Below are 24,949 nucleotides of genomic sequence, written 5' to 3'. Positions count from 1 at the left end.
CCTTGAGGTGGCGCGCGCAATAGACTATCGCCACATCTGAATAGCGCGGAAAGCAAAAACTCATGAAATTTCTTGATCTCGCCAAGGTCTATATCCGGTCCGGTGCCGGTGGCGGCGGCTGTATTTCTTTCCGGCGCGAAAAATTCATCGAATACGGCGGGCCCGACGGTGGTGACGGCGGCTGCGGCGGCGATGTCATCGTCGAAGTCGTCGATGGTCTGAACACCTTGATTGATTTTCGTTATCAGCAGCATTTCTTTGCGGGCAATGGCCAGCACGGGATGGGCAGCCAACGCACCGGGAAAGACGGCGAAGACAAAGTACTGCGCGTCCCCGTTGGCACCGAAATCATTGATGAAGACGAAGAAACCGTCATCGCCGACCTGACCGAAGTCGGTCAGCGGATTGTGATCGCCAAGGGCGGTAACGGTGGCTGGGGCAACCTGCATTTCAAATCTGCCACGAACCAAGCGCCACGCCGGTCCAATCCGGGGCAAGAATGTATTGAACGCACGATTTGGCTACGTTTGAAACTGATTGCTGATGTTGGTTTGCTAGGCATGCCAAACGCGGGTAAATCAACATTTCTGGCGGCCACATCAAACGCACGCCCTAAGGTCGCAGATTACCCGTTCACCACACTGATCCCAAACCTTGGTGTTGTTGGCATTGACGAGGTTGAATTTGTAGTCGCTGACATCCCCGGATTGATCGCTGGCGCTTCTGAGGGTCGTGGTCTGGGCGATACATTCCTAAGCCACGTGGAACGCTGCGCCGTGCTTTTGCATTTGGTTGATGGCACCTCTGGTGATCCGGCAGGCGATCTGACCACGATTATTGGCGAGTTGGAAGCTTACGGTGGTGAGCTAGCAACTAAACCACGGATTACCGTGTTGAACAAAATTGACGCACTTGATGACGAAGAACGCACGTTCTTGCGTGATGAGATCGCGGCGGTGGCCGTTGGCCCTGTTCTAATGATGTCGGGCGTGAGCCAAGAAGGTATTCCCGATGTGCTGCGCGCGCTGCGTGCTGAAATCGACGACAACCGTCTACGTCACCGTAAAGCTGCGGAGGAAACGGTGGAGGACGCCCCATGGCAGCCTTAACCGGCGCAAAAAGACTGGTTGTCAAAATTGGTTCGGCTCTGCTTGTTGATGCGGAGACGGGCGCGCTGCGTCAATCATGGCTCACGTCACTTGCCGCTGATGTCGCGCGGATCCGCGCTCGTGGCACCGATGTGGTACTGGTTTCTTCGGGGTCAATCGCGCTTGGGCGGGGCGTTTTGGACTTGCCAGCGTCCGCACTGCCGCTTGAACAATCGCAAGCCGCTGCCGCTGTTGGCCAAATCCGTCTGGCCCGCGCTTACGAAGGGGCGCTCGCGGAGCACGCGATTATCGCCGGTCAAGTGCTTGTTACTCTTGAAGATTCTCATGATCGCCGCCGCTATTTGAACAGTCGTGCGACGATGGAAACCATGCTGTCATTGGGTGTGACGCCGATCGTGAATGAAAACGATACGATCGCGACGGATGAAATCCGATACGGTGATAATGATCGGCTTGCAGCGCAGGTTGCGGTTACAATTGGCGCAGATCAATTGATCCTCTTGTCGGATGTGGATGGGCTATATACGGCCAATCCACGCGTCAGCAGCGACGCAAAACATATTGATATAGTTGACAAAATAACACCAGAAATAGAAGATATGGCTGGCGATGTTGGGTCGGGTTTGTCCAAAGGCGGGATGATCACAAAAATCATGGCTGCCCGCATGGCGACCGAGGCGGGCTGTGCGATGGCGATTGCCCTTGGCACTGAAAACAGCCCGCTTGCCGCACTTGAAGCCGGGGCGCGCACCACATGGTTCGCCGCGCAGACCGACCCGCAAGCCGCCCGTAAACGCTGGATTGCATCGATGAAACCGGCAGGTTCGGTGACGATTGATGCTGGGGCGAAATCCGCGCTGATCTGCGGCAAGAGCCTGCTGCCCGCCGGCATTTGTGGTGTCGCTGGCCAGTTTGGCCGGGGCGATGTCGTTGCGATTTTAGACGCACAAGGCACCCAACTTGGACAGGGGCTCACCCGCTATACGGCGGCTGAAACACGTTTGATTATGGGCCGCAGGTCCGACGAAATGACCGCAGTGTTGGGCTATGAAGGCCGCGCTGCATTGGTACACCGCGATGATATGGTGCTTTGAGAGGCCAGCAAGATGAATGATGCGACCGAAATTGAAGCGATGATGACACAGATCGGCCAAGGCGCGCGCGCGGCGGCGACTGCGCTGGCGACCGCGACCGCTGAGGCAAAGGCGTGCGCGCTAGCGACGGCGGCTGATGCCGTATGGGACCAACGTGCCCAGATTATCGCGGCCAACAAGAAAGACATGGCATTTGGTGCGGATAAAGGGCTGTCGCCTGCGATGATGGACCGGCTGATGCTTGATGAGGATCGGATCGACAGCATCGTGAGCGGTTTGCGCGCTGTTTCTGCCCAAGATGACCCCATCGGCGCGGTCACCGAAGAATGGACACAACCAACTGGCCTGAATATCAAACGTGTGCGCACGCCTATTGGCGTGATCGGCGTAGTCTATGAAAGCCGGCCAAATGTGACTGCCGATGCAGGGGCACTTTGTCTAAAATCTGGCAACGCGGTTATCTTGCGCGGCGGCTCTGAAGGATTTCATTCTAGCCAAGCCATTCACGCTTGTTTGGTGGCGGGGCTAAAGGCCGCTGGCCTGCCAGAAACATCCATTCAACTGATCCCAACGCGCGACCGCGCTGCGGTGTCTGCGATGCTGCAAGCCACTGATTACATTGACGTTATTGTGCCGCGCGGCGGGAAAGGTTTGGTCGGATTGGTGCAACGCGAAGCGCGTGTTCCCGTCTTTGCGCATCTTGAAGGGATTTGTCATATCTATGTCGATGCCAGCGCCGATTTAGAAAAGGCCCGCGCCGTCTTGCTGAATGCGAAAACCCGCCGGACGGGAATTTGTGGCTCGGCGGAATGTCTGTTGGTGGATCAGGCGTTTCTCGATCAACACGGCGATATTCTGACGCGCGATCTACTAGCTGCGGGGGTAGAGGTCCGCGCCGCCGGAGCATTGGCCGAAACCGCGGGCACCGTTCCAGCGCAAGCCGACGATTTTGGGCATGAATTCTTGGATATGATCATCGCCGCCAAACCCGTTGACGGGATCGATGGCGCAGTGGCGCATATCCGTGAATTTGGATCTAATCACACCGACGCGATTATTGCCGAAGATGACAAAGTTGCGGACCAGTTTTTCCGCGATCTCGACAGCGCGATTTTGATGCGCAATGCCTCGACACAATTTGCCGATGGTGGTGAATTTGGCATGGGCGCTGAAATTGGGATTGCGACAGGCAAGCTGCATGCGCGCGGACCCGTAGGCGCAACGCAATTGACCAGCTTTAAATATCTGGTGACGGGGGACGGCACGACCCGCAGCTAAAACTGCGCGGTCAGGCGTGTCTCGCTGGCATCAAACTTCAGGCTACGCGCGGCTGCTGCCAAGGCGGACGGCAGCAATGCAAACTGTACCTGAGCTGCCGTGTACCGATGGGTGCTGCCTTCAGCGCTGAAACACGCCCATAGTTCTGCGTCAATAGTCACGCGTTTTGCCTGGGCGTCAAATAGCCATTCGTCGCCTGTGCAGGTTACAGTGATTTCGCCGCCCATCGGTAGGGCCGTTTCAAAGCAAAGCAAGACCAAAAGCGCCAAACGCACGACATGTCGGGGCTGGTCGCCACTGATATTCCAATGAAATTGATGCCGCCCGCCACGGGTCACGGCGTTAAGAATGTCTTGCACCTCAGTGCTACTGACCCGCTGATCTTCCCCAACGGCCCCAAAGGCGATCCGAAATAGTCGAATTCGCGCATTTGCGTTATGCACGCTGTCATTGATCAAGGCCATTTCAGGGGCAGTATCGCCGCTGGTAAGCTCCAATAATTCCATCCCATTGCCGATCGCGCCAATTGGGCTAATAAGGTCATGACAAATGCGCGAGCCAACAAGTGCGGCCAAATCAGGGTGCATGGCGTGGTCTCTCCTTTGAGGAATGAAATATGATCGGCATTAACGCCATTTTAGAACCCGGCATGCTTGTCCGGAACCCTGCCCAACCAGATTGGGGCACCGGGCAAGTGCAGTCAAACATTGGCGGCAAAATCACGGTTAACTTTCGCGAACAGGGTAAAGTCGTTGTAGATGGAACGCGTCTCGCTTTGGCCATTGTGGATCAGTAGTTAACCTTCTTTGTGTAGAGGTAGCCCTTCAATGGTTGTCAAAACGTTAACGGCGCAGTAGAAACTGAGCGCGAAAGCCAAAGGCGCTTACAAGTATTCATGCCGATACATTCCCCACAGTTTCAGGTTTCACACGCGCAATCGCCCGATGACCTGCGCGCGGCGCAAAAACTGCGCTATGCTGTGTTTATTCGTGAACTTGGCGGGGCAGGTGACATGGTGGATCATGCAGCACAGCTTGAATGTGACCGTTTTGATGATTTTGCGGATCACCTTTTGCTGCGTGATCTTGCGCGGCCCGCAGATGATCAAACCGTGGGCGTATACCGTCTGTTGACCCAAGCGCAGGCCGATCAGGCCGGACAATTCTATTGCGAAGACGAATTTGACCTAACTGTCCTGCGTCAAAGTGGCAAGCGACTGCTTGAATTGGGCCGGTCTTGTTTGCACCCCGATTACCGGGGCGGGGCTGCGATGATGCATCTATGGGGGGCATTAGCCGACTATGTTGCGCTGGCCGAAATTGATGTGCTGTTTGGGGCTGCATCGTTTCATGGCACGGATGTCGACAGGCTCGCGGCCCCGCTAAGCCTGCTTTACCATCGGCATTTAGCCCCAGAAACCCTGCGTGTTACAGCCAAAGGCCCGAGCGCCGCCGATATGAATCGCTTGCCTCCCGAGCAAATCGACCGGGTCAGCGCCATGCGGGACACGCCCGCGCTGATCAAAGCCTATCTGAGATTGGGTGGCACTGTGGGCGATGGGGCTTTTGTCGATAAGCTCTTTAATACAACGGATATTTGTATGGTTTTGGCGGCAGATGCCGTATCGCAATTGCAACGCGATATCTATGTGCGTGGCGGTCAAAATGTCTAAGGCCTGGACCTCTGACGATACCCCGGACGTGACGCCGCTTGGCTGGGCCGGGTGGCTGCGGGTCCTGTGTCGGGCGGTTCCGATGGTGGTATTAGTGTTTGGCGGGCTTTTGTTTTTGCTCTTTATCCGGCTTTTTGAACGCCTTTTTTGCGGTGTGGCACGGCCTGTTACGCCACATATCACGCAGTGGGTTTGCCGCGGTGCGCTTTTCCTTCTCGGGCTCAAATTCACCACGATCGGGAAACCGATGACAGGCGGCGGTGCTGTTGTTGCTAATCATGTGTCGTGGCTTGATATTTTTGCGCTTAATGCGCGTAAGCGAATCTATTTTGTCGCCAAGTCAGAGGTCGCAGATTGGCCTGGCATAGGCTGGCTGGCGCGCGCCACCGGCACATTGTTTATTAGACGTGCGCGTGGCGCGGCACCTGATCAGGTCGCATTGTTTAAGGAACGGCTTGCCGTTGGGCATCGTTTGTTGTTTTTTCCTGAAGGGACGTCAACGGACGGGTTGCAAATTTTACCTTTTAAATCAACGCTTTTCGCGGCGTTCTTTGATAGTGAACTGCGGGATGGTCTGGCGATCCAGCCCGTGACCGTGATCTATCATGCGCCGGATGGGGCTGACCCACGGTTTTACGGTTGGTGGGGAGATATGGATTTTGGGCCGCATTTGCTGGCGACACTGGCCGCAAAACGGCAAGGTGGCGTGACGGCGGTCTACCATCCACCCGTGCAAATGGCCGCGTTTGCGGACCGCAAAAAAATGGCCAAAGCGCTAGAGGAAACAGTGCGCGCTGGCTTAAACCGTCATCGCAACACGTAATGCGGCGAGCGCCGTGGCGGGATCGTCACTGCGCCAAATCTCATCGCCAATGCCGAAGAAATCGCTATGCGGCGCAAAAGCACGGATCAGATCGGCATCGAGCGCGCCTTCGGCGACGACAGGGACTTCGATCATCATCGACCACCATTCAAACAGATCAAGCCCCGCCTGTTCGCCCGCACCCAGCGGTGACTGCCCAATGGGGCCAAAACTGACGTAATCAGCGCCCATTTCGCCTGCTGACATGCCTTCATGGCTGGAAGTGCCGCAGAAAGTTCCGACAATTGCGTCTTCGCCAAGTTCTTTGCGGGTTTTGATCACCGATTTGGCTGCATCCATCAGATGAACGCCGTCTAATCCAAGCCGTTCAACCATCATAATATGGCTATCGATCACCAGCGCGACGTCACGCGCGTGGGTGACATCGCGAAGCGCGTCGGCGGCTTTGGCGATGCGTGTTTCATCTGTTGTGCCCAAAGCCAAGCGCACACAGGCAACTTCGGCGCTGTCCAAACAGGCTGCCAGCTGATCGGGATAGGTCGACAAATCAAATTCTGACGGGGTGATCAAGTAAATTTGCGGCTGCTCGGGGGCGTCTGACATGGGATCGGCTTTCGAATAAGGCGTTGTTCTGGGCGTTCTATCTGGGATTACCTTGCTTGGCTATGCTTTCGGCGGCAGGCTGCGCGCATAATCAAGCGCCATGCCGACAATCTGAGTGCGCCGGGCATCATCTGCAAACAATTCTTCGGCGACATCGACCATGCCACCCATCTTTCGTCCGGTGAACGACAGCGGTGTAACCCCATCAATTTCAAGCGCTTGTGCCTCGGCTGTTTTGCCGACCCGGGCCATTCCGCCGCCATTGTGGACGCCGCAAACCATGTGGCCACATTTCAGAAAACACAGTCCGCCAAACATCTTCTTCTCGGAAATGCCTAGTTCATCCGCAAGATCCTCGCGCAGTAATTCTGCATGTCCTTCGTCGTAAGCCATCGGGTTTCCTTGCGTTGTGATACGACCCAGCGTATCACGCCAGCCGATATCAAAGGAAGACCTATGCCAAGCCCTGACCAACAGCCTGCTTTTGTCTTGATCCGTCCACAGATGGGCGAAAACATCGGCGCGGCTGCACGTGCGATGTGGAATTTCGGGCTTGATCGGATGCGGATTGTTGACCCGCGCGATGGCTGGCCCAATCAAAAGGCTGTCGTAATGGCAAGCGGGGCCGGGCGTTTGCTGGATGAGGCGCAGCTTTTTGATGATACCCCCTCCGCTATTGGCGATTGTGATTTTGTCTATGCCACGACGGCACGTCCACGTGATCTGACCAAACCCGTCTTTACCCCAGAAGCCGCGATGAAGGACGCCCGCGCGCGGATTGCGGCGGGCGGAAAAGTTGCGGTGATGTTTGGCCCAGAACGTGCGGGAATGGAAAACGACGATATCGCGCGCGCCAATGCGATTATTTCGGTTCCGGTGAACCCCGAATTTGCGTCGCTGAACCTTGCGCAATGTGTTTTGCTCACAGGTTATGAATGGCGCCGTGAAGCCGTGCCTGTGCCGGATGTCACTGTCTCTGCAATGGCCGGCTGGGCGGAACAGATCGAGATTGAAAAGCTGGGCGCGCATTTTGAAGAGCGGCTAGATGAGGCGGGTTTCTTTTTCCCCGAACATAAAGCCGCGAACATGAAGCTGAACCTGCGCAACCTGTGGTCACGCATGCCGCTGACCCGCGCGGACGTGCAAATGCTGCATGGGGTGATGCGACAAATGGTGCGCTGGAAAGAACGGGGGTAGGTGGATCAAGATCCACCCTACGGGCTGCTTGCACCCTGCCTGCACGGCACCTAGGTTCCATCTAAGCTATTTTTTCGGAGGCCAATATCATGGCGACAAAACGTTCCATCTTTGAAGAGGTCGGCGACACCCCCAAACAGGTGGCAGCCCCCGGCGCGATTGACCGCTCAGGGCAGGGTGCGCGCGGCGCGATCCGGGCATGGCTTTTTGCGTTGATGGCAATGGTTGTTGTGATGATTGCCGTCGGCGGTTTGACCCGTTTAACCGATAGCGGACTTGCCATTACCGAATGGAAACCTGTCACTGGTGCCATCCCCCCGATGAATGCAGAAGCCTGGGACTCTGAGTTTGCGAAATACCAAGAAATCCCTGAATATCAGCTGCAAAACAAGGGCATGACGCTGTCGGAATTCAAATCCATCTATTGGTGGGAATGGGGCCATCGCCAGCTTGGTCGCTTGATCGGGCTGGTTTGGGCTGTCGGCTTTTTGGCATTTGTTGGCTTGCGCAAAGTCCCGACTGGCTGGACGGGTCGGTTGTTTGGCATTGGCGCACTGATTGGGGTGCAGGGTGCGATTGGCTGGTGGATGGTGTCATCGGGCCTAGGTGCGGGGATGCTTGATGTGGCGTCGTACCGTTTGGCGACGCATCTTGGGCTCGCCTTTGTGATCCTTGGCCTTTTGATGGTCTATGCGCTGCGGTTAGGGCGCGCGCAGGCCGATTTGATGCAGGCGCGCCGGGCGACGGATGCGCGGATGGTCCGGCTAGCGACTACGCTTGTCGTCTTTGCCTTTGTGCAGATTGTCCTTGGGGCGCTGGTCGCCGGGATCGACGCTGGGCGCGGATATCCTGACTGGCCATTGATGGCCGGAGGATTTTTGCCGCCGCAGCCCTTTGATATCGAGCCGCTGTGGCGCAACTTCTTTGAAAACGATGGGCTGGTGCAATTCATGCACCGGATGGCGGGATACCTGTTGTTTGCCTATGGATTGTTTGTGTTCATGCGCGCCCGAAAATCGGCAAACCGTAAGATCCGGGCAGCCTTTCACGGGGTGATAGGTATGATGTTTTTGCAGATGGTTCTGGGCATTTTCACGGTGATCTACTCTGCCCCGTGGCATATCGCGATTGTACATCAAGTTGGCGCTATCGTTCTGTGGATGTTGATACTGCGCGCACGTTTTCTGTCACAATACCCTATTTCACAATCTGTCCGAGGCTAAATAAATGACCGCATATGATGACTTGATGCAATTCCAGCGTGAAACCGAAGCTCTAGGGCAAATTGCAGGTCGGCTTGGCTGGGATCAAGAGACCATGATGCCCGAAGGGGCCACGCCCCAACGGGCCGAAGAACATGGCGCGATGGCCAATATCTTGCACGCGCGCCGGACTGATCCGCGAGTCGGCGATTGGTTGGCGCAGGCAGAGTCTGCTGATGATATCGCCGCGGCAAACCTGCGCCATATCAAACGCAATTTTGAACGCACAGCCAAAGTGCCTGCCAGTTTGGCTGCGGAATTGGCGAAAACGACGTCGCTGGCGCACCGCACTTGGGCACAGGCCCGCGCGGATGAGGATGTCGCGAGTTTCTTGCCAATGCTTCAAAAGGTCGTTGATTTGCGCAAGCAAGAGGCGTCTGCGATCGCTGGCAATTCTGACCCTTATGATGCGTTGCTTGATGATTACGAGCCGGGTGCAACAGGGGCCAGCCTTGGTGCGATGTTTGATGCATTACGCCCGCGGCTGGTAGACTTGCGCGCGGCCATTTTGGACCGCCCGGCGCCTGCGCAGCTCTCCGGCAGTTTTGATGAGGCGGCTCAGCTTGCCTTATCTGAAAAGCTTGCGCTTGCTTTTGGCTACGACCTTGGGAATGGCCGGATCGATAAGGCCGTGCATCCGTTTTCATCTGGTTCTGGGCTTGATGTGCGGATCACCACGCGCACAAATCCCACAGACCCATTTAACTGTTTTTATTCAACAATTCACGAGGTGGGCCATGCAGCCTACGAGCAGGGGATTGATCATCAACACCTTCTGACCCCGATTGGTGCGGGTGTGTCGATGGGGGTGCATGAAAGCCAAAGCCGGATTTATGAGAACCAATTGGGACGGAGTCGCGCGTTTACTGGCTGGGTCTATGGACAAATGCGCGACGCTTTCGGAGACTTTGGCATTGCGGATGAGGATGCGTTTTACGCCACCGTGAACCGTGTCAGCGACGGGTTTATCCGCACCGAGGCCGATGAGGTGCAATATAACCTGCATGTACTGCTTCGTTTTGATCTTGAACGTGCGTTGATGGCTGGGGATCTAGCGGTCAACGATCTCGAGGCTGCTTGGAACGACCGGTTCAAAGCTGATTTTGGCTATGCGGTTGATCGCCCATCTAATGGGGTCTTACAGGATGTGCATTGGTCCGAAGGGCTGTTTGGCTATTTCCCGACCTATACGCTGGGCAATGTTTATGCTGGGTGTTTGAATGCGAAACTCCGCAAAGCGGTTCCGGATTTGGATGATGATCTGGCCCAAGGGGATACGTCGGCCGCAACATCTTGGTTGCGCGAAAACTTGCAACAATTCGGTGGGCTGCGCACCCCGACAGATACAATCGCGTACGCAACGGGTACAATGCCAAGCGAAGCGCCATTGTTGGATTATCTCGAAGAGAAGTTCAGAGGTATCTACGGGCTGTAATCATCCCGCACAAAAAAAGGGCCGGAGAATTTCCGGCCCAGTCAGGAAGATGCAAACGTGTTAGGCTTGCCAGAAAGGTTTGATCACTTCCGCCTTGGCGGTTGCTGAATCCAAACCAATATCGTTCAATAAATGCGCGGGAAGCGCCTTAAGATGCTTGCGGGTTTTGCGCCGCGTGTCCCATTTTGTCACGGCCACTGCAAAGCGAACCGCAATACGTGCCGCGAGCGGCATGCTTGAAGGTGAACTTATTGCGGCGAATTGCGCCGCTGGGAGCGCGTATGACATGGGTGTATTCCTTTAATTGTGTTGACACAATATCGTGCCTTGCTGTAATTGAATTGATACAAAGTGTTTTTGCGCAGGTCTAGAAAATGATTGTAACCGATACAATTTGGCAACCGACCCTTGCTGGTGCAGGGCGGTCTAAATATCAGGCGTTGGCGCATGCGATCCGCGAAGGGATTACATCGGGGCAGCTTGCTGAGGGTGAAAAGCTGCCACCGGTGCGAGATTTGGCGTACCGCGTCAGTGTGACACCGGGGACCGTTGCGCGGGCTTACAAGCTGCTTATTGATGAAACCTTGCTTGAGGCAGGTGTCGGGCGAGGAACCTTTGTCGCCAAAGCAAAGCCGACCCCGGTGCGCAGCCTGCCTTCAGCGGATCGGTTTTTTGATCCCGCGCTTGATCGTGACGGTCAGGCGCATCTGCTAAGCCCGAAAATGCCCGATGTGGGACAAGCCGATATGATCCGCGAAGCCATGCACATGCTGGCAGATACCACTTCGCCCGACATGTTCCTGCGCTACCCGACGCGCGATACAGATTTGCCCGCACGCGAAGCATTTGCCGCGACGCTTGATCCTGAGCAGGTTGGTGCCTTTGATATTCATAACATTGTCACCAGCCACGGCGGACAAAACGCGATTGTCATGATTTTGCAAAGCGTTCTGACAGGGGCAAATCCCGTGATTGCCGTGGATGAGCTGAGCTATGGTGGGTTTCGATCCGCGGGTGTGCTTTGCCGTGCTGAGGTGGTGGGTATTCCGTGGGATGACGACGGGCCACTTGTCAGCGCGCTTGAAACCGCCATTAAAACTCATAAAATTCAGGCTTTTTGCACTTCTGCGGAGGTGAGCAACCCCACCGCCAAGCAAACGACGCCAGAGCGCCGGAGCCAAATCGCCGCGTTGGCACAAGCTCATGGCATGCATATCATCGACGACGATTGTTACCGGTTGATGAACACAAGACGGATCGGCCCAAGCTACCGCGCGTTGCTACCAGGGCTGGGTTGGTATCTGACATCCCCATCCAAATCGATCACGGCCTCTTTGCGCATTGGTTTTACCGTAGCCCCCAAAGGTTGGAGCAAGGCATTGACCCGAACTGCGACCTTTTCATCGTTTGGCGTGACCCGCATGGTAACCGACCTTTACGCAACGATTATGAACCATGCTGAAATTGATGCGATTGTTGAACGAGTCAAAGACCGCATCAGTGATGATATATCTGCGGCCGTGCGTATCCTAGATGGCTATGAAATGCGCTATGCGGGCAACGTGCCGTTTTTGTGGTTGGAGTTGCCAATTGGCTGGCGGGCAGGGGAGTTTTGTCAGGCCGCCGAGGCGGCAGGGATCTTGATCAAATCGGCAGATGATTTTGCGTTGCGCGAAAGTCGATCAGTACACGCGGTGCGCATCGCCGTGAATGGGCTCGTGCCGCATGCGCATTTCTTGCAAGCGATGGAATGCTTGCGCGATTTGCTTGACCACCCGCCAGAGCGGATCGCAATTTAGTTGAGGTAAAATAATACCTAATTTGCAACTTATTGTTTTTGCATATTTAATTGGAACTCATGTCGCTTGACTGTGTTGTGAACCTCTCTATAACACCCCAATCCGAATGACTGTGGCCTCGCGCCACCCCAAACTTCTGGTGAGATATGAAAACCTTTACCGCTACCCCAGCGGATATCGACAAGAAATGGATCCTGATCGACGCTGAAGGCGTTGTTCTGGGTCGCCTTGCGTCGATCATCGCTATGCGCTTGCGCGGCAAGCATAAACCTTCCTTCACGCCGCACATGGATATGGGCGACAACGTGATTGTCATCAACGCTGAAAAAATTCAGATGACTGGCAACAAGCGTGATGAAAAATATTACTGGCACACTGGCCACCCCGGTGGGATCAAAGAAAAGACAAAAGCCGAGATTCTTGAAGGTGCGCACCCTGAGCGCGTCGTCATGAAAGCCGTTCAGCGCATGCTGCCCGGTGGCAAACTGTCTCGCCAGCAAATGACTCACCTGCGTGTATTCGCCGGCACAGAGCATGGCATGGAAGCCCAAAAGCCAGAAGTTCTGGACGTTAAGTCCATGAACAAAAAGAACACGAGGACTGCATAATGTCTGATCAAGTGAATTCTCTCGAAGAGCTGGGCCAAGTTGCTGAAGCTGCTGAAGTCGTTGTTGAAGTTGCCGCACCGCGCGAACCTGTTCGTGACGAGCTGGGCCGCTCTTATGCAACCGGTAAACGGAAAGATGCGGTTGCTCGCGTTTGGATCAAGCCAGGTTCTGGTAAGGTCACCGTCAACGGCAAAGACATGAACACGTATTTTGCTCGTCCTGTTTTGCAAATGATCCTTGCACAGCCGTTTTCGGTTGCTGGTGTCACGGGCCAATTCGACGTCATGGCGACGGTCAAAGGTGGCGGTCTTTCTGGTCAAGCTGGTGCGGTTAAGCACGGCGTTTCCAAAGCCCTGCAACTTTATGACCCGTCCCTGCGCGCCGCGTTGAAAGCCGCTGGCTTCCTCACACGCGACAGCCGTGTTGTTGAGCGTAAGAAATACGGTAAAGCAAAAGCCCGTAAGAGCTTCCAATTCTCGAAGCGTTAAGCTGGCCTTTAGCTTATCCATTATTGCTGTTGAAAAGCGCGATTTTTCGCGCTTTTCTTGTTTTGATGTCATTCATCGATACCCAGGCCAGACACCTAGACTATTGGGTGGCATTGCAATATTTTCTGTCAACCCTTTAGCATGGTCGCCTTGTCTCCAATGAAACCAACACAAAAACCAACATTTATACTCGGGGTTGGTGCTCAGAAATCGGGTACGTCTTGGCTTTACGCGCAGCTTGCGCGGCAAGACACTGTCGATTTAGGTTTTCGAAAAGAATACCATATTTGGGATGCAGTCTTTCTTCCTCATTTTGACAGCTTCCTAGCTAATCCCAAGTGGTACTCTAAAGGTGCCGCTAAATTGGGTTCACGACGACATGCAAACACTCTCAAGTGTTTACAAATGCAAACCGAAGACGGGGCATACGCAAACTATTTTAAAAGTCGCATTCATGGCAACGTCAACACGACAGGTGACATTACGCCATCTTACTCGGGTCTCGATGCCTCTCATTTTACCAAAATACGTAACGAACTAGAAGAAGCAGGCTTTGCCGTAAAAGTGGTGTTCATTATGCGCGACCCGGTCGCCCGCAATTGGAGCGCGTGCCTGATGCGGCAAAGGATAGTCGCCCGTAGCGGACGACACATCGACGATGACGCGCTACTCAATATGTTCGATGAATTTTATAAATTACAACGAAGCCTTGATCATACACTATATGACAAGACGGTCATTAATCTTCGATCGGCTTTTGATGAATCTGACATTCATTTTGGCATTTACGAAAACTTGTTTGATGAGACGTCCCTCAAGAGATTAGGTCATTTCTTACAGCGTGACCTTACTGTTTTCGATGCGAGCGAAAAAGTGAACACATCTAAAAAGTTAGCGCTGCCAGAGGCTAAAAGGAATGCGTGCAGAGATTTTTACGCATCGGTTTATGATTTCTGCCACGTAGAATTTCCAGAGACAAAAACACTTTGGCGTAGCGCCAAATAGTTAGCACATTTCTTTTTTGTGTAACGGGGCAGAGGATCGAGCGAAGCCCATATATCCCTCCTTGTGACGTGCATGTGAACCCGTGCTAAAGCGCAATTTCTGCTTGTTCAGTTTATCTGGATCACGGCTGTGCGCGATACGTGACCGGATATCCCCGAACTGGTCTTGTTGCGATTTAGTTTTGGCCTCTTTCGAGCAATGTTTGCTATGAAGGAGATTGAGAATGGCGCCGAGATACACAGACGCGATTCGCCGAGATGTAACGACGAGTGGACTGACGCGACCACAAGCGGCCTCTGATTTGGGGGTTGGGCTTTTGACGTTGAACACGCGGGTCCAAAAGCACCAGCATGAAGGCCGGGATCATGGAGTTTATCATGTTGCCGCTGGTACTGCCCGAAATCATTGTTACTGTATCGCTATTGAGCGTCGTGGTGCAGATTTTTGATCTATGCCTGTCAAATTGGACAGTTATCGCGGCACATGTGTTGATCTACACACCGTTTTACATCGCGATTTTGAATGGTGCGTTTCAAAGCCTTGACCTTGCGATGGAAGAAGCCGCGATGGATCTCGTCGAAAGCCGCTTTCAGCATTTCGCTTGATGAATTCATCATCGGCTCCTTCCTTTCAGGAGCAAGCCCGACCATGCCCGTCTATATCAGTGGGCTGTTCCTATTTCGGGCATCATTTCCGGTGGTTCTGGCGCTTGTCATGTCCGACGGGATCGCGGTGATGTTTGAAGGCGAGATCAGACAGCTTGCCGACCCAGAAACGCTTTATCGGCTTCCGAATTCTAGGTGCGTCGCCAGTCAACCCGTTAGTATCGCGATGAAAAACCTCATTGGTCGACCTATTTTGAATGTGGGCAACGCAGGTTATCTGGGGCGAACGCGCGCTTGTGTTGTTGAGCTAGTGCAACGCGATCGCGTAACGGACAGCGATGGTTTCAAGCCCGGGGTTCAATTTGTGGGTATCGCCATTAGATCGGTGATCATAAAGCACTGTGAGCGTCGCGCCGTTGTTAAATTCGTAGCCCGCACCAAATGCAGACCTAAAATGCAAATTGCCACCCAAATTAGGCCCGTCATCGCCATGTGTGTAGTAACCGGGCATCAATGATGTTTCGATGAAAAACGGGCTGTCAATCGCGTCTGCACTTGTCCATTTGAAACCCGCGCCAACCCAAGTTGCGCCATTGCTAGCGATAGAGGCACCAAATGTCGGTTGAAACGGGCCATAACGACGGTCCATGTCGTAACCGACATAGACTTCTTCACTGATGCTCTCTTCTTGGAATTCCATCTCCGCAATTTGAAGCGAAAGCCGGGAAGTAGCTGAATCTTGTGCCAAACACACGCCTGTCCGACAGTCGTTCAACCCCATATCGGTGAGGCTGGTAATAAGAAAAATAATCGCAAGCGATCCGTCCATCGGAAACTCCTATTGATCCGCGTCAAGCAACCCAAGGCCACGCAGGTAGATACCAATCCCGCTTTCCAGCAGGTCTTCGGGTGAAAATGGGCTTTTTGAACCGGGATTGCCACGGGCAAAAAGTTCAACAACCCCATGTGACAGCGCCCAGATATGCGCGCTAAACATCTGTGGGGGCGGGCGCCTGTCTGCGGGGATATGCTGGCTCAGTTCCTCGGCTGCTTTTTCCAAAACACCCATCGCGCGCGTTGCCGCCGCATGAAGCTGTGTTGAGCGATGCATTGATATACCCGATTCAAACATCGCGATATAATAGCCCGGGTGATCACGCGCAAAGGTCAGATAGGCGCGGCCTGTGCGTTCAAACGCGGCCAAGTCTGACGGCTGACCATTGCCATAGGCAATTTCCATCGCATCGCCGAACATCTCGTAACCCTGTTGTGCAGCGGCGGCGATCAAATCTTCGCGCCCATCAAAATGGCGGTATACGGCGGCGGGGGTCACGCCTGCTTCGCGGGCCGCTTCCGACAGCGTAAACCCGGTCGGTCCCCGCTTTTCAATCAACGTCAAACAGCCTGAAATCAGGGCCTTTCGCAGATTGCCGTGATGATACCCGCGTTTAGACATGCCAGAGATCAGGGCCTCCAGCGATCTTTGAATCAATCGGCCCCACCGCATCCACATCTTTGCGGGCATAGTCCAATTGGTGCAAAATACTGCGAATGGTTTGCACCCGAGCGCGCCGTTTATCGTCAGAACGCACAATGGTCCAAGGTGCGGTTTCGCTATGTGTACGGGTTAGCGTTTCATCAATTGCGGCGCTATAGGCATCCCATTTGGATAGGCCTTTGACATCAATACTGCTAAGTTTCCACTGCTTAAGCGGGTCTTTCTCACGGTCCAAAAACCGTTTTAATTGCGTGGCTTGCCCGACATTGAGCCAGATTTTGATCAACGTGATCCCTTCGTCGACCAGCATTTGTTCAAAGGCGGGCACCTGACCAAACCAGCGGCTGCGCTGTTCTGGTGTGCAAAAGCCAAACACATGTTCGACGACACCGCGGTTGTACCAACTGCGGTCAAAAATCGTAATTTGCCCCTTTGCGGGCAGATGCGCGATGTAACGCTGAAAATACCATTGCGCGGCCTCAACATCGGTGGGTTTGGATAGGGCCACGACATTGGCCACACGCGGGTTCAGATTTTCGCGCAGTCGCTTGATCGTCCCGCCTTTGCCCGCCGCATCGCGGCCTTCGAACACAATCGCGATCCGCTGCCCGGTGTCGCGCACCCATGCTTGCATGCGTACCAATTCGATCTGAAGAGCGGCAAGTGCATCTTCGTAGTCGTCTTTGTCCCAGCGTGTACCATACGGATAGTCGGGATTGAGAATATCGGATTTACCCTTGGATTTGATCGCTTTCTTGACCGCATCCGGGGCCTGATCGCGGTAAAATGCGCTAATCCCACCATCAAATGGCAATTCCATGAAAACTCTCCCGGTACTGTGTTGATATATATATGGAGATTTGTGCGCCCAAGCGCAATTCACGCTGTAAAATAAACCCTAATGCCCAGCACGTGTTGCCGCACGGTCAATCGCGGCGATCACCGCTTCGGGGTTGGTTTGCTGTGGCATGTGCCCGACACCGTCAAGTCGGGTCAAATGGGCCGAAGGCACTATTTTGATGATTTCTTCCGCATGGATATGGATTGGCACGGTGGTATCGGCAGTGCCGTGTACGATCTCAATAGGTAAGGTCAGCGCGGGATAATCTTTAGACAAGGTCACAACATACGGACGCAGTGCATTGACCTGCCGCACATTCGCTCGAAAACTATCCGGGCGCAGCGTCAGCCCAGCGCCGATATAGTCGGCGTAGCCAACTGGTGCGGATTGCGGGAAAAATGTTGCCTCGATCCTGTTATTGACGACGCCGGGCGGTACAAGCGCCGATATCAAAGGCACGGTGACAGCGCCGCCAAAAGCGCTGGCATTCACCGTGTAATATGCGTCCAGCTTCCCGGGCCAAGGCAATGTCACGCCTGCCAATGATACAATGGCATCCGCATTCACTGGGCTTTGTTCATGCAACCCTGCAACGGCCCAAGCATAGGACACAATCCCACCGTAACTATGCCCTGCAACAATCGGCGATGTAATCCCAAGTTGTTCAGCGGCACCACGCAAAATGCGCGCTTGGTCTTGGGGGCTGGCCCCATCTGTTGCTGAGAGAAGGGGAACTGGGTCGGAATAGCCTAACCCTGGCCGATCAAATGCAGTTACAGTGTAGCGGTCTGTCAGCTGATCCATCAACGCGAAGGTGAATTCGCGCAGGTTCCCCCCGGCTCCATGGAGTAAAATAAGGTCAGGACCCTGACCCGCTTGCACATAATGCACCTGCAACCCGTCAACAGTCACAAAGTTACCCAGTGGCGGGTAGATGGTTTCTGCTCGCTCGGTGCGGTATTGCGCACCGCAACCGGTCAACATAGCCCCAAAGCCTAGCGCCATGACTGCAAATTTCATGCGCTTACGTCCCAATGTCATCCAACGCATAATGCGTTGTTTGATAGATCTGGTTAATCCAGTTCCCGTACAAAAGATGTGCGTGGCTTTTCCAGCGGTTCAACGGCTTTTTCGTCGGGTCATCCTGCGGGTAATAGTTCAGCGGAACGTTAATCGCTGTGCCCGCCGCGACGTCGCGGTCATATTCTTGCTTAAGCGTCTCGCTGTCATACTCAAAATGGTTAAAGATATAAAGCGCGCGGTGCGCCGGATCTTCGACCAGACAGGGGCCAGCGTCGTCACTGCTGATCAACGTCGTCAGGCCAGGGGCTGCGTCAATTTCGGCTTGGCGCATTTCAGTCCAACGGCTCACAGGGATCACGCAATCATCAGAAAACCCCATCAAATAGGGTGATGTGTTTTCGTTCAGGTGGTGGCGATAGCAGCCAAAAAGCTTATGATCCAAGAGGTGCTTTTTGACTCCGTGGAAATAGTTGATCATCGCCATTCCGCCCCAGCAAACGCCAAAGGTGGAATGTACGTTGGTTTGTGTCCATGCGAAAACCTGTTTGAGCTCGTCCCAATAGGTCACATCTTCGAACGGCATATGTTCAATTGGTGCGCCCGTGATGATCAGCCCGTCAAATTTTTTATCCAGCACATCGCTAAACGGCACATAAAATTCTTCCATATGTTCGGCGGCGGTGTTTTTTGTCTGATGTTCTGACATGCGGATCAGCGTCAGTTCGATCTGCAATGGGGTCGCCCCGATCAGCCGCGCAAACTGGTTTTCTGTCTGAATTTTCTTGGGCATCAGGTTCAGCAAAGCAATCCGCAGCGGGCGGATGTCTTGTCGGGCGGCTTGTTCTTCGGCCATGACGCTCACACCTTCGCGCGACAAAACGTCAAAGGCGGGCAGGGCAGAGGGCAGTTTAATTGGCATAGTGGTCGTCCTAAAGCAGCAGGGTTAAGAAATAGGGCTCTTACCCGCGCATCTCAAGTGCGTCAGCGATCATGCCAACAAAGCCCTCCGCGTCTTTGACCCCTGTCACGGCGTCCATCGGCACGGTAATGCCCCATTTTTCTGCCATGGCCCGGTAGCGCGGTTGACGGTGCGCCAAGGCCTTTGCAAAGGCCCAACGAATGAAATCGTCTGGGTTCACCTTGTCTGGGGCTACAGAAAATTCTTCCAAATAGGCGTTCCATGTTTTCAGCAAAAACACGGGATCATATGACATCGGTTTGGGTTCACGGTCGAACCGGCGTACCAATTCGGCGGTATGCGCATCCGATCCTTCGATCCAGACCATCAGCGTTTTAGATGCGAGGTCAGTCAAAATTGGGTCGTTAGGGTCCGCCGCATCCACCCATTCGCAAATCGATCCGCCCGTGTCGCAGATGAAATGCGGATATTGGTAAAGATCATACGACCGTTCAATGAAATGCCCCGTGTCATGCAGGGCCGCGACTTCGGCCTGCTGAAACTGATCCTGACGGCGGGTATATTCATCCCACGGCAAACCGCCTTGCTCTGGGTCACCCGGCTTGCCTAAATAGGACGACATCGGCTTGAGATCGTTGAACGAAATATTCGATCCGATATAAATACTGTCCGACCGCAAAAGATCGCGCAAGAACGGCACTTTCATCGCCTCACGCTTGGCGTTATCGGCGATCAGTTCGCCCATGTAGCGCGTGCCAATGCGGTAATCGATAGAATAGTGGAACCAATCGCCTTGCTCGCGTAGCATCGACGACAGATAGGTCTTGCCCAAGCCCGACATCGCGAACAGCAAAACACGTTTTTGTGGCGCAGCGCGCCATTCAGAGGCAGAATTGTAAATCATGCCCTCTGGGTAGCGGGATGATGATCAATCTACCAGATTATTTTCAACGCGGTATTAAAATAATTGCCGGTACGGCCGCGTACATCAATCAATTCATGAACGTCAGCGATGTCGCGTCAAGGATGTGTCCGTCGAGGGCTGCCATCACATCTGCCCAATCGACATCGATGCTATCGTCACTTGGCAAGTTTTCCAGCGGCGCGTTCAGCGCATAAACCCAGATTGTGTATTCATGGGTAGCACCGCCAGCTGGTGAACAAGGCGGCGTATAACCTGTGGCGCGCGTATCTTTGTCGCTGCCCTCAATGCCCAAACTTTCAAGATTGCCGCGGCTGACACCCTCAGCATCGGCAGGGATGTTCCAGACCAGCCAATACTGGCTGGGTGCATTGACGCCGGGATAGGTGCCGTGCGGGTAATGGTGCATGACAATGGCAAATCCAGCCGCCTCAGGCGGTACGTTCGACCATGCCAATGGTGGCGACAGCCCGTCACCCCCATCGCGGGTGCATTTCAGATCATCGGGCAGGGCGCCGCCATCAATCAAAGCGGGACTGGTCAATGTGAACCCAGGTCCGGGGGGCTGCTGTTGCGCGGCACTTGGCACCGCCAAAATGCACGACACACAAGCGATGACCATGAAGCGCGCGAGAGTGGGGCTCGGTAAGCGACACAATGCTGAGATGAAATTATAAATCATGATTTCTGGGTAGGAGGATATTGCATCATTTACCAGTCTTAAATTGACGCAGGGTCGGCGCTTGAATGCTGCGATGCCGAGGATTACCTGACTTCTAACATCATGATAAATAACAAAGGATCACACCATGCGCGCAGCTATCCATGATACATTCGGCGAACCTTCCGAGGTTATGAAACCAGCCGATGTGACCACCCCTACACCCGGTGCTGGTGAGGTTTTAGTGAAAACAACCCTATCCCCCATCCATAACCATGACCTTTGGACCGTGCGTGGTGACTATGGCTATAAGCCTGATCTTCCCGGCGCAATTGGCGGATCAGAGGCTGTGGGTGTGATTGATTCCATCGGCGCAGGTGTTGATGAAATGATGATTGGCCAACGCGTCGCGATTGCGGGCGTACACGGCACATGGGCGGAATATTTCACGGCCCCGGCGGAAGGCGTGCTGCCACTGCCTGAAATGATTTCTGACACTTTGGGCGCCCAGCTGATTGCGATGCCCTTCAGCGCGATTTCCTTGCTAGAAACGCTGCAAGCGAAAGAAGGCGATTGGATCATTCAGACAGCCGCCAATGGGGCGGTGGGCAAAATCATGGCCGTGCTGGCAAAGGCACGCGGGATCAACCTGCTCAATCTTGTTCGCCGTGCAGAGGCCGCACAGGAGCTCACTGACCTTGGTATCGAAAATGTGATCGTGACTGCGGACGCCGGTTGGAAAGACGCCGCACGCGCGATCATGGGTGATCCCGGCGCTGCCTCGGCGATTGATTCAGTGGGTGGTGCATTGGCGGAAGACCTGTGCGATTTGTTGGGTGTGAATGGCGAGTTGATCGTTTTTGGCACAGCAACGGGCGCGCCGCTCACGCTGTCGTCTGGCACGCTTATTTTCAAGCATATCACAGTCAAAGGTTTCTGGGGATCACGGGTCAGCAGCGATATGCCTGCGGATGACCGTAAGCGCCTGATCACCGAATTAGTGACACTTGCCGCAACGGGCCAATTGGACCTGATCGACGGCGGCGTTTACGGGATTGATGATGTCACCAAGGCGATGGAAGCTGCGCTCACGCCGGGCCGCAAGGGCAAGGTTATGATCAAACCTTAGTGTCTGACCCCACGCGCGCATATTGATTTCGGCGCTTGTCGAAGAGGGGGCTTATACCACATAGGCCCCTTCATTTTGTCCGGCCCGGCAAATTGTTTTTGTGACAAAATCACCAAACTAATTTGGGCCAATCGCTAAACATTTGGCAAATGACCGAACCAGATGGGAATCGCGTAGATGGCATATACTGAAAAATTCCAAGCCTTGGCTGATACTGCTCGCAAGAAAGTCGACGAAGTCCAGCCCGCAGACGTCGATCAGCTGATAGCGCAGGGTGCGATCCCTCTCGATATTCGCGACAAAGAGGAACATGATGCTGGCCATATTCCCGGCGGCATCAATGTTAGTCGCGGCAAGCTTGAGATGAACATCGAAGGCGAGATCAGCGATCTCGACACAACAATTCTTTGCTATTGCAATGCTTACAACCGTGGTGCGCTCTCGGCGGCGACGCTGCGCGAGATGGGCTATAAGAATGCCAAGTTCATTGCGGGCGGGCTCAATGCCTATCGCAAACTCGAAAAATAGTGGGGATTGGCAGGGTTATGCCCTGCCGCCTCTTTTGACTTGAAGCGCCTACACGGCTAGGCCCCGCGCCAAATCCATCCGCCGCCTAGAACGCGCGTGCTGTCAGGGTCGTAGAAAACGCATGCCTGCCCCGGTGACACACCTTGTTCGGCAACCAGTAGTTCGACTTCAGCCTCGGTATCCGAGATCGGGCGTAAGATCGCATCAGTAGGGGGCCGTGTGGAGCGCACCCGTACCATGATATTGCGCTCTTTCATATCGGCAAAGCCACCGTCGCCCAGCCAATTCACCTCGCGGATCGGCACGCGCCGGGTCGCCAGCATTTCGCGCGGGCCAACGATGACGTGCTTTTTATCAACATCTAGCTTCACCACATAAAGCGGATCAGCCAGCCCGCCGATGCCCAGCCCGCGGCGCTGCCCAACGGTATAGTGGATCACACCGTTGTGTTGACCCAGCACATTACCGTCCGTATCGACAATATCGCCGGGTTCAGCAGATCCCGGGCGCAGTTTCTCGATCAGCTTGGCGTAATTCCCATCGGGGACAAAACAAATATCCTGGCTGTCGGGTTTATCCGCGACGCTTAGCCCATATTTTGTCGCGAGCGCGCGGGTTTCATCCTTGGATTTCAAATGCCCAAGCGGAAAGCGCAGGTAGTCCAGCTGATCTTGCGTTGTGGAAAACAGAAAATAGCTTTGATCGCGGTTGGCGTCAGCGGCAGAATGCAGCTCTGCTTTTTGATTGCCCATTTGGCGCTGGATATAATGGCCTGTCGCCATACAATCGGCGTCCAAATCCTTGGCCGTTTCAAGAAGGTCTTTGAATTTCACGCGCTCATTACAGCGAATGCAGGGCACAGGGGTCGCGCCGGCAAGGTAGCTATCCGCAAATTCGTCAATCACAGCCTCGCGGAATGTGTTTTCGTAATCCAACACATAGTGCGGGAACCCCATTTCCTCGGCCACGCGGCGCGCGTCGTGAATGTCGCGGCCCGCGCAGCACGCGCCTTTTTTGGCCAGTGCAGCCCCATGATCATAAAGCTGCAAGGTCACGCCCACGACGTCATAGCCTTCTTCAGCGAGCTGCGCGGCAACAACCGAGCTATCGACACCACCGGACATGGCAACAACAACCCGCGTTTTAGCGGGGGGCTTTGCAAATCCGAGCGAATTGAGCGGCGAATCAAGGGGCATAACGTGTCCAGTTGGGTAAAGTTCGATATGAAATATAGGAAAATGCGCCGTACTCTCAAGGGCAGGTTATACGGATCATTAAGTCCTTGGCGTCATACCCTCAGTCGGGAGTAACCGAAAGGGGTGCGTAATGTATCTTAGAAAAGTAGAAGGACCACGGTCAATCACCTTGCCAGACGGGTCGATTATGACCCGTGCAGATTTGCCACCAGAAAATACACGGCGTTGGGTAGCATCGCGCAAAGCGGCCGTTGTCCGGGCGGTATCAGGGGGGTTGATCCCGCGCAAAGATGCGCTCGAACGGTATGGGCTGTCCGAAGAAGAATTCAGTGAATGGGAAAATGCGGTCGCGCTGCACGGTGAAGCAGCGCTAAAGACAACGGCACTGCAACAGTATAGACAACCCTAGATTGAAGTGAAATAACGTAATCACTGGTAACGTGTGGTTAACCTTTCGCAGTTTAGGTTAACGCTATAAACGAGAAAGCGGAGAATCCCGAATGCGTGTTTTGCTGGTTGAAGATGACCCAACAACGTCCAAAAGCATTGAATTGATGCTGACCCATGCCAATTTGAACGTCTATGCTACGGATCTGGGGGAGGAGGGGATCGATCTCGCAAAGCTATACGACTACGATTTGATCCTGCTTGACCTGAATTTACCTGACATGAATGGGCATGAGGTGCTACGCCAGCTGCGGCTTAGCCGCATTGATACGCCGATTTTGATCCTTTCTGGTGATGATGGCACCGAAAGTAAACTCAAAGGGTTCGGCTTTGGCGCGGACGACTACCTGACCAAGCCGTTCCACCGCGAAGAATTGGTCGCGCGCATTCACGCGATCATTCGGCGCTCAAAAGGACACGCGCAATCAGTCATAAAAACAGGTCAGATTGCCGTCAACTTAGACGCAAAAACCGTTAACGTCGGGAAAGCGGCGGTGCATCTCACAGGTAAAGAATATCAGATGCTCGAACTGTTGAGCCTGCGAAAAGGCACAACTTTGACCAAAGAAATGTTCCTCAATCACCTCTATGGGGGCATGGACGAACCTGAACTCAAGATTATCGATGTCTTCATCTGCAAACTGCGTAAAAAACTAAGTGAAGCAACCGATGGCGAAAACTATATCGAAACTGTCTGGGGCCGCGGTTATGTATTGCGTGATCCGGATCCAGTCGCGCAATCGGAACTCATCGCAGTTAGCGCCTAACCCAGCCATATTCCACCACTCACGGATCTGATCAGGCCAG

29 protein-coding genes and 1 pseudogene are annotated in these 24,949 nt (G+C 54.1%); 18 read left to right on the top strand and 12 right to left on the bottom strand.

What is annotated here, in order from left to right:
* Positions 1–62: 62 nt before the first annotated feature.
* From obgE to DS901_RS09415, 3 genes are read left to right on the top strand one after another with little or no spacing between them, the layout of a single operon-like run.
* Positions 63–1,109: a GTPase ObgE gene (gene obgE, locus DS901_RS09425; protein ID WP_113776693.1), complete on the top strand. Its 1,047-nt coding sequence runs from the start codon at positions 63–65 to the stop codon at positions 1,107–1,109.
* Positions 1,097–2,203 carry a glutamate 5-kinase gene (gene proB / locus DS901_RS09420; protein WP_113776692.1) on the top strand — a complete coding sequence of 369 codons (1,107 nt, stop codon included), beginning with the start codon at positions 1,097–1,099 and terminating at the stop codon, positions 2,201–2,203. The genes obgE and proB overlap by 13 nt, the downstream gene beginning before the upstream one ends.
* A gap of 12 nt (positions 2,204–2,215) precedes the next feature.
* Positions 2,216–3,481, top strand: a complete 1,266-nt coding sequence (locus tag DS901_RS09415; protein WP_113776691.1) for a glutamate-5-semialdehyde dehydrogenase — start codon at positions 2,216–2,218, stop codon at positions 3,479–3,481.
* Here the strand turns inward: DS901_RS09415 and DS901_RS09410 are convergent.
* Positions 3,478–4,068: a histidine phosphotransferase family protein gene (locus DS901_RS09410; RefSeq protein ID WP_113776690.1), complete on the bottom strand. Its 591-nt coding sequence runs from the start codon at positions 4,066–4,068 to the stop codon at positions 3,478–3,480. The genes DS901_RS09415 and DS901_RS09410 overlap by 4 nt on opposite strands.
* 29 nt (positions 4,069–4,097) lie before the next feature.
* On the opposite strand from DS901_RS09410, the gene DS901_RS09405 reads away from it, so the two are divergent.
* The 3 genes from DS901_RS09405 to DS901_RS09395 all read left to right on the top strand — a co-directional run bounded on the left by DS901_RS09405 (position 4,098) and on the right by DS901_RS09395 (position 5,976).
* Entirely contained in the window at positions 4,098–4,277 is a 180-nt protein-coding gene (locus DS901_RS09405; RefSeq protein WP_113776689.1) for a DUF3553 domain-containing protein, read from the top strand.
* A 99-nt stretch (positions 4,278–4,376) separates the two neighbouring features.
* Positions 4,377–5,153 (top strand): GNAT family N-acetyltransferase, encoded by a 777-nt coding sequence (locus DS901_RS09400; RefSeq protein WP_113776688.1) that lies wholly within the window; start codon positions 4,377–4,379, stop codon positions 5,151–5,153.
* The gene (locus DS901_RS09395) at positions 5,146–5,976 is read left to right on the top strand and encodes a lysophospholipid acyltransferase family protein (protein WP_113776732.1); all 831 of its coding nucleotides are present in this window, start codon (positions 5,146–5,148) and stop codon (positions 5,974–5,976) included. Before DS901_RS09400 ends, DS901_RS09395 begins: the two co-directional genes overlap by 8 nt.
* Here the strand turns inward: DS901_RS09395 and DS901_RS09390 are convergent.
* Both DS901_RS09390 and DS901_RS09385 read right to left on the bottom strand, forming a co-directional pair.
* Positions 5,953–6,579, bottom strand: coding sequence for a thiamine phosphate synthase (locus DS901_RS09390; protein WP_113776687.1), 627 nt, complete (start codon positions 6,577–6,579; stop codon positions 5,953–5,955). The genes DS901_RS09395 and DS901_RS09390 overlap by 24 nt on opposite strands.
* Before the next feature lie 60 nt (positions 6,580–6,639).
* Complete coding sequence (locus DS901_RS09385) at positions 6,640–6,972, bottom strand: TfoX/Sxy family protein (protein ID WP_113776686.1); 333 nt, start codon at positions 6,970–6,972, stop codon at positions 6,640–6,642.
* A gap of 63 nt (positions 6,973–7,035) precedes the next feature.
* Between DS901_RS09385 and DS901_RS09380 the strand changes: the two genes are divergently transcribed.
* From DS901_RS09380 to DS901_RS09370, 3 genes are all read left to right on the top strand, one after another.
* A complete protein-coding gene (locus tag DS901_RS09380; RefSeq protein ID WP_113776685.1) occupies positions 7,036–7,776 on the top strand; it encodes an RNA methyltransferase in 741 nt (246 codons plus the stop codon).
* Between the two features lie 89 nt (positions 7,777–7,865).
* Positions 7,866–8,999: a heme A synthase gene (gene ctaA, locus DS901_RS09375; RefSeq protein WP_113776684.1), complete on the top strand. Its 1,134-nt coding sequence runs from the start codon at positions 7,866–7,868 to the stop codon at positions 8,997–8,999.
* 4 nt (positions 9,000–9,003) lie between these two features.
* A complete protein-coding gene (locus tag DS901_RS09370) occupies positions 9,004–10,473 on the top strand; it encodes a carboxypeptidase M32 (protein WP_113776683.1) in 1,470 nt (489 codons plus the stop codon).
* Between the two features lie 60 nt (positions 10,474–10,533).
* Here DS901_RS09370 and DS901_RS09365 read toward each other — a convergent pair whose 3' ends face one another.
* Positions 10,534–10,761, bottom strand: coding sequence for a DUF1127 domain-containing protein (locus DS901_RS09365; RefSeq protein ID WP_113776682.1), 228 nt, complete (start codon positions 10,759–10,761; stop codon positions 10,534–10,536).
* A gap of 86 nt (positions 10,762–10,847) precedes the next feature.
* On the opposite strand from DS901_RS09365, the gene DS901_RS09360 reads away from it, so the two are divergent.
* The 5 genes and pseudogenes from DS901_RS09360 to DS901_RS09340 all read left to right on the top strand — a co-directional run.
* Positions 10,848–12,272, top strand: coding sequence for an aminotransferase-like domain-containing protein (locus DS901_RS09360; protein WP_113776681.1), 1,425 nt, complete (start codon positions 10,848–10,850; stop codon positions 12,270–12,272).
* 146 nt (positions 12,273–12,418) lie between these two features.
* Positions 12,419–12,880, top strand: a complete 462-nt coding sequence (rplM, locus tag DS901_RS09355) for a 50S ribosomal protein L13 (RefSeq protein ID WP_113776680.1) — start codon at positions 12,419–12,421, stop codon at positions 12,878–12,880.
* Positions 12,880–13,368, top strand: coding sequence for a 30S ribosomal protein S9 (gene rpsI / locus DS901_RS09350; protein ID WP_113776679.1), 489 nt, complete (start codon positions 12,880–12,882; stop codon positions 13,366–13,368). Before rplM ends, rpsI begins: the two co-directional genes overlap by 1 nt.
* A gap of 159 nt (positions 13,369–13,527) precedes the next feature.
* Positions 13,528–14,373, top strand: a complete 846-nt coding sequence (locus DS901_RS09345; RefSeq protein ID WP_147249893.1) for a hypothetical protein — start codon at positions 13,528–13,530, stop codon at positions 14,371–14,373.
* A gap of 353 nt (positions 14,374–14,726) precedes the next feature.
* A pseudogene (locus tag DS901_RS09340) lies at positions 14,727–15,084 on the top strand (ABC transporter permease); the annotation flags it as partial.
* 201 nt (positions 15,085–15,285) lie between these two features.
* On the opposite strand, the gene DS901_RS09335 reads toward DS901_RS09340, so the two are convergent.
* The 7 genes from DS901_RS09335 to DS901_RS09305 all read right to left on the bottom strand — a co-directional run bounded on the left by DS901_RS09335 (position 15,286) and on the right by DS901_RS09305 (position 20,863).
* Positions 15,286–15,807 carry an acyloxyacyl hydrolase gene (locus DS901_RS09335; protein ID WP_113776677.1) on the bottom strand — a complete coding sequence of 174 codons (522 nt, stop codon included), beginning with the start codon at positions 15,805–15,807 and terminating at the stop codon, positions 15,286–15,288.
* 9 nt (positions 15,808–15,816) lie between these two features.
* A complete protein-coding gene (locus DS901_RS09330; protein WP_113776676.1) occupies positions 15,817–16,434 on the bottom strand; it encodes a TetR/AcrR family transcriptional regulator in 618 nt (205 codons plus the stop codon).
* Positions 16,427–17,296, bottom strand: coding sequence for a polyphosphate kinase 2 (gene ppk2, locus DS901_RS09325; protein WP_113776675.1), 870 nt, complete (start codon positions 17,294–17,296; stop codon positions 16,427–16,429). The genes DS901_RS09330 and ppk2 overlap by 8 nt, the downstream gene beginning before the upstream one ends.
* A gap of 78 nt (positions 17,297–17,374) precedes the next feature.
* The gene (locus tag DS901_RS09320; protein ID WP_181820824.1) at positions 17,375–18,337 is read right to left on the bottom strand and encodes an alpha/beta fold hydrolase; all 963 of its coding nucleotides are present in this window, start codon (positions 18,335–18,337) and stop codon (positions 17,375–17,377) included.
* Between the two features lie 4 nt (positions 18,338–18,341).
* Positions 18,342–19,259, bottom strand: coding sequence for a homoserine O-acetyltransferase MetA (gene metA / locus DS901_RS09315; protein WP_113776674.1), 918 nt, complete (start codon positions 19,257–19,259; stop codon positions 18,342–18,344).
* Between the two features lie 40 nt (positions 19,260–19,299).
* On the bottom strand, positions 19,300–20,163 hold the full coding sequence (locus DS901_RS09310; protein WP_113776673.1) for an ATPase: 864 nt from the start codon (positions 20,161–20,163) through the stop codon (positions 19,300–19,302).
* Between the two features lie 88 nt (positions 20,164–20,251).
* Positions 20,252–20,863, bottom strand: a complete 612-nt coding sequence (locus DS901_RS09305; protein WP_113776672.1) for a YbhB/YbcL family Raf kinase inhibitor-like protein — start codon at positions 20,861–20,863, stop codon at positions 20,252–20,254.
* A gap of 127 nt (positions 20,864–20,990) precedes the next feature.
* Between DS901_RS09305 and DS901_RS09300 the strand changes: the two genes are divergently transcribed.
* Positions 20,991–21,971 (top strand): zinc-binding dehydrogenase, encoded by a 981-nt coding sequence (locus DS901_RS09300; protein ID WP_113776671.1) that lies wholly within the window; start codon positions 20,991–20,993, stop codon positions 21,969–21,971.
* 177 nt (positions 21,972–22,148) lie between these two features.
* Positions 22,149–22,499 carry a rhodanese-like domain-containing protein gene (locus tag DS901_RS09295; RefSeq protein WP_113776670.1) on the top strand — a complete coding sequence of 117 codons (351 nt, stop codon included), beginning with the start codon at positions 22,149–22,151 and terminating at the stop codon, positions 22,497–22,499.
* Positions 22,500–22,555: 56 nt separating this feature from the next.
* Here the strand turns inward: DS901_RS09295 and mnmA are convergent, their stop codons facing one another.
* Entirely contained in the window at positions 22,556–23,695 is a 1,140-nt protein-coding gene (gene mnmA, locus DS901_RS09290) for a tRNA 2-thiouridine(34) synthase MnmA (RefSeq protein WP_113776669.1), read from the bottom strand.
* Positions 23,696–23,825: 130 nt separating this feature from the next.
* Here mnmA and sciP point away from each other — a divergent pair, with 130 nt between their 5' ends.
* Positions 23,826–24,104, top strand: a complete 279-nt coding sequence (gene sciP / locus DS901_RS09285) for a CtrA inhibitor SciP (RefSeq protein WP_113776668.1) — start codon at positions 23,826–23,828, stop codon at positions 24,102–24,104.
* A gap of 91 nt (positions 24,105–24,195) precedes the next feature.
* Entirely contained in the window at positions 24,196–24,909 is a 714-nt protein-coding gene (ctrA, locus tag DS901_RS09280; RefSeq protein WP_113776667.1) for a response regulator transcription factor CtrA, read from the top strand.
* The last annotated feature ends 40 nt before the right edge of the window (positions 24,910–24,949 follow it).

This window comes from Loktanella sp. D2R18 (assembly GCF_003318235.1).
Classification (GTDB): Bacteria; Pseudomonadota; Alphaproteobacteria; order Rhodobacterales; family Rhodobacteraceae; genus Yoonia.
Note: the sequence above shows the minus strand (reverse complement) of the source record. Positions and strands in the feature narration are given on the sequence as shown.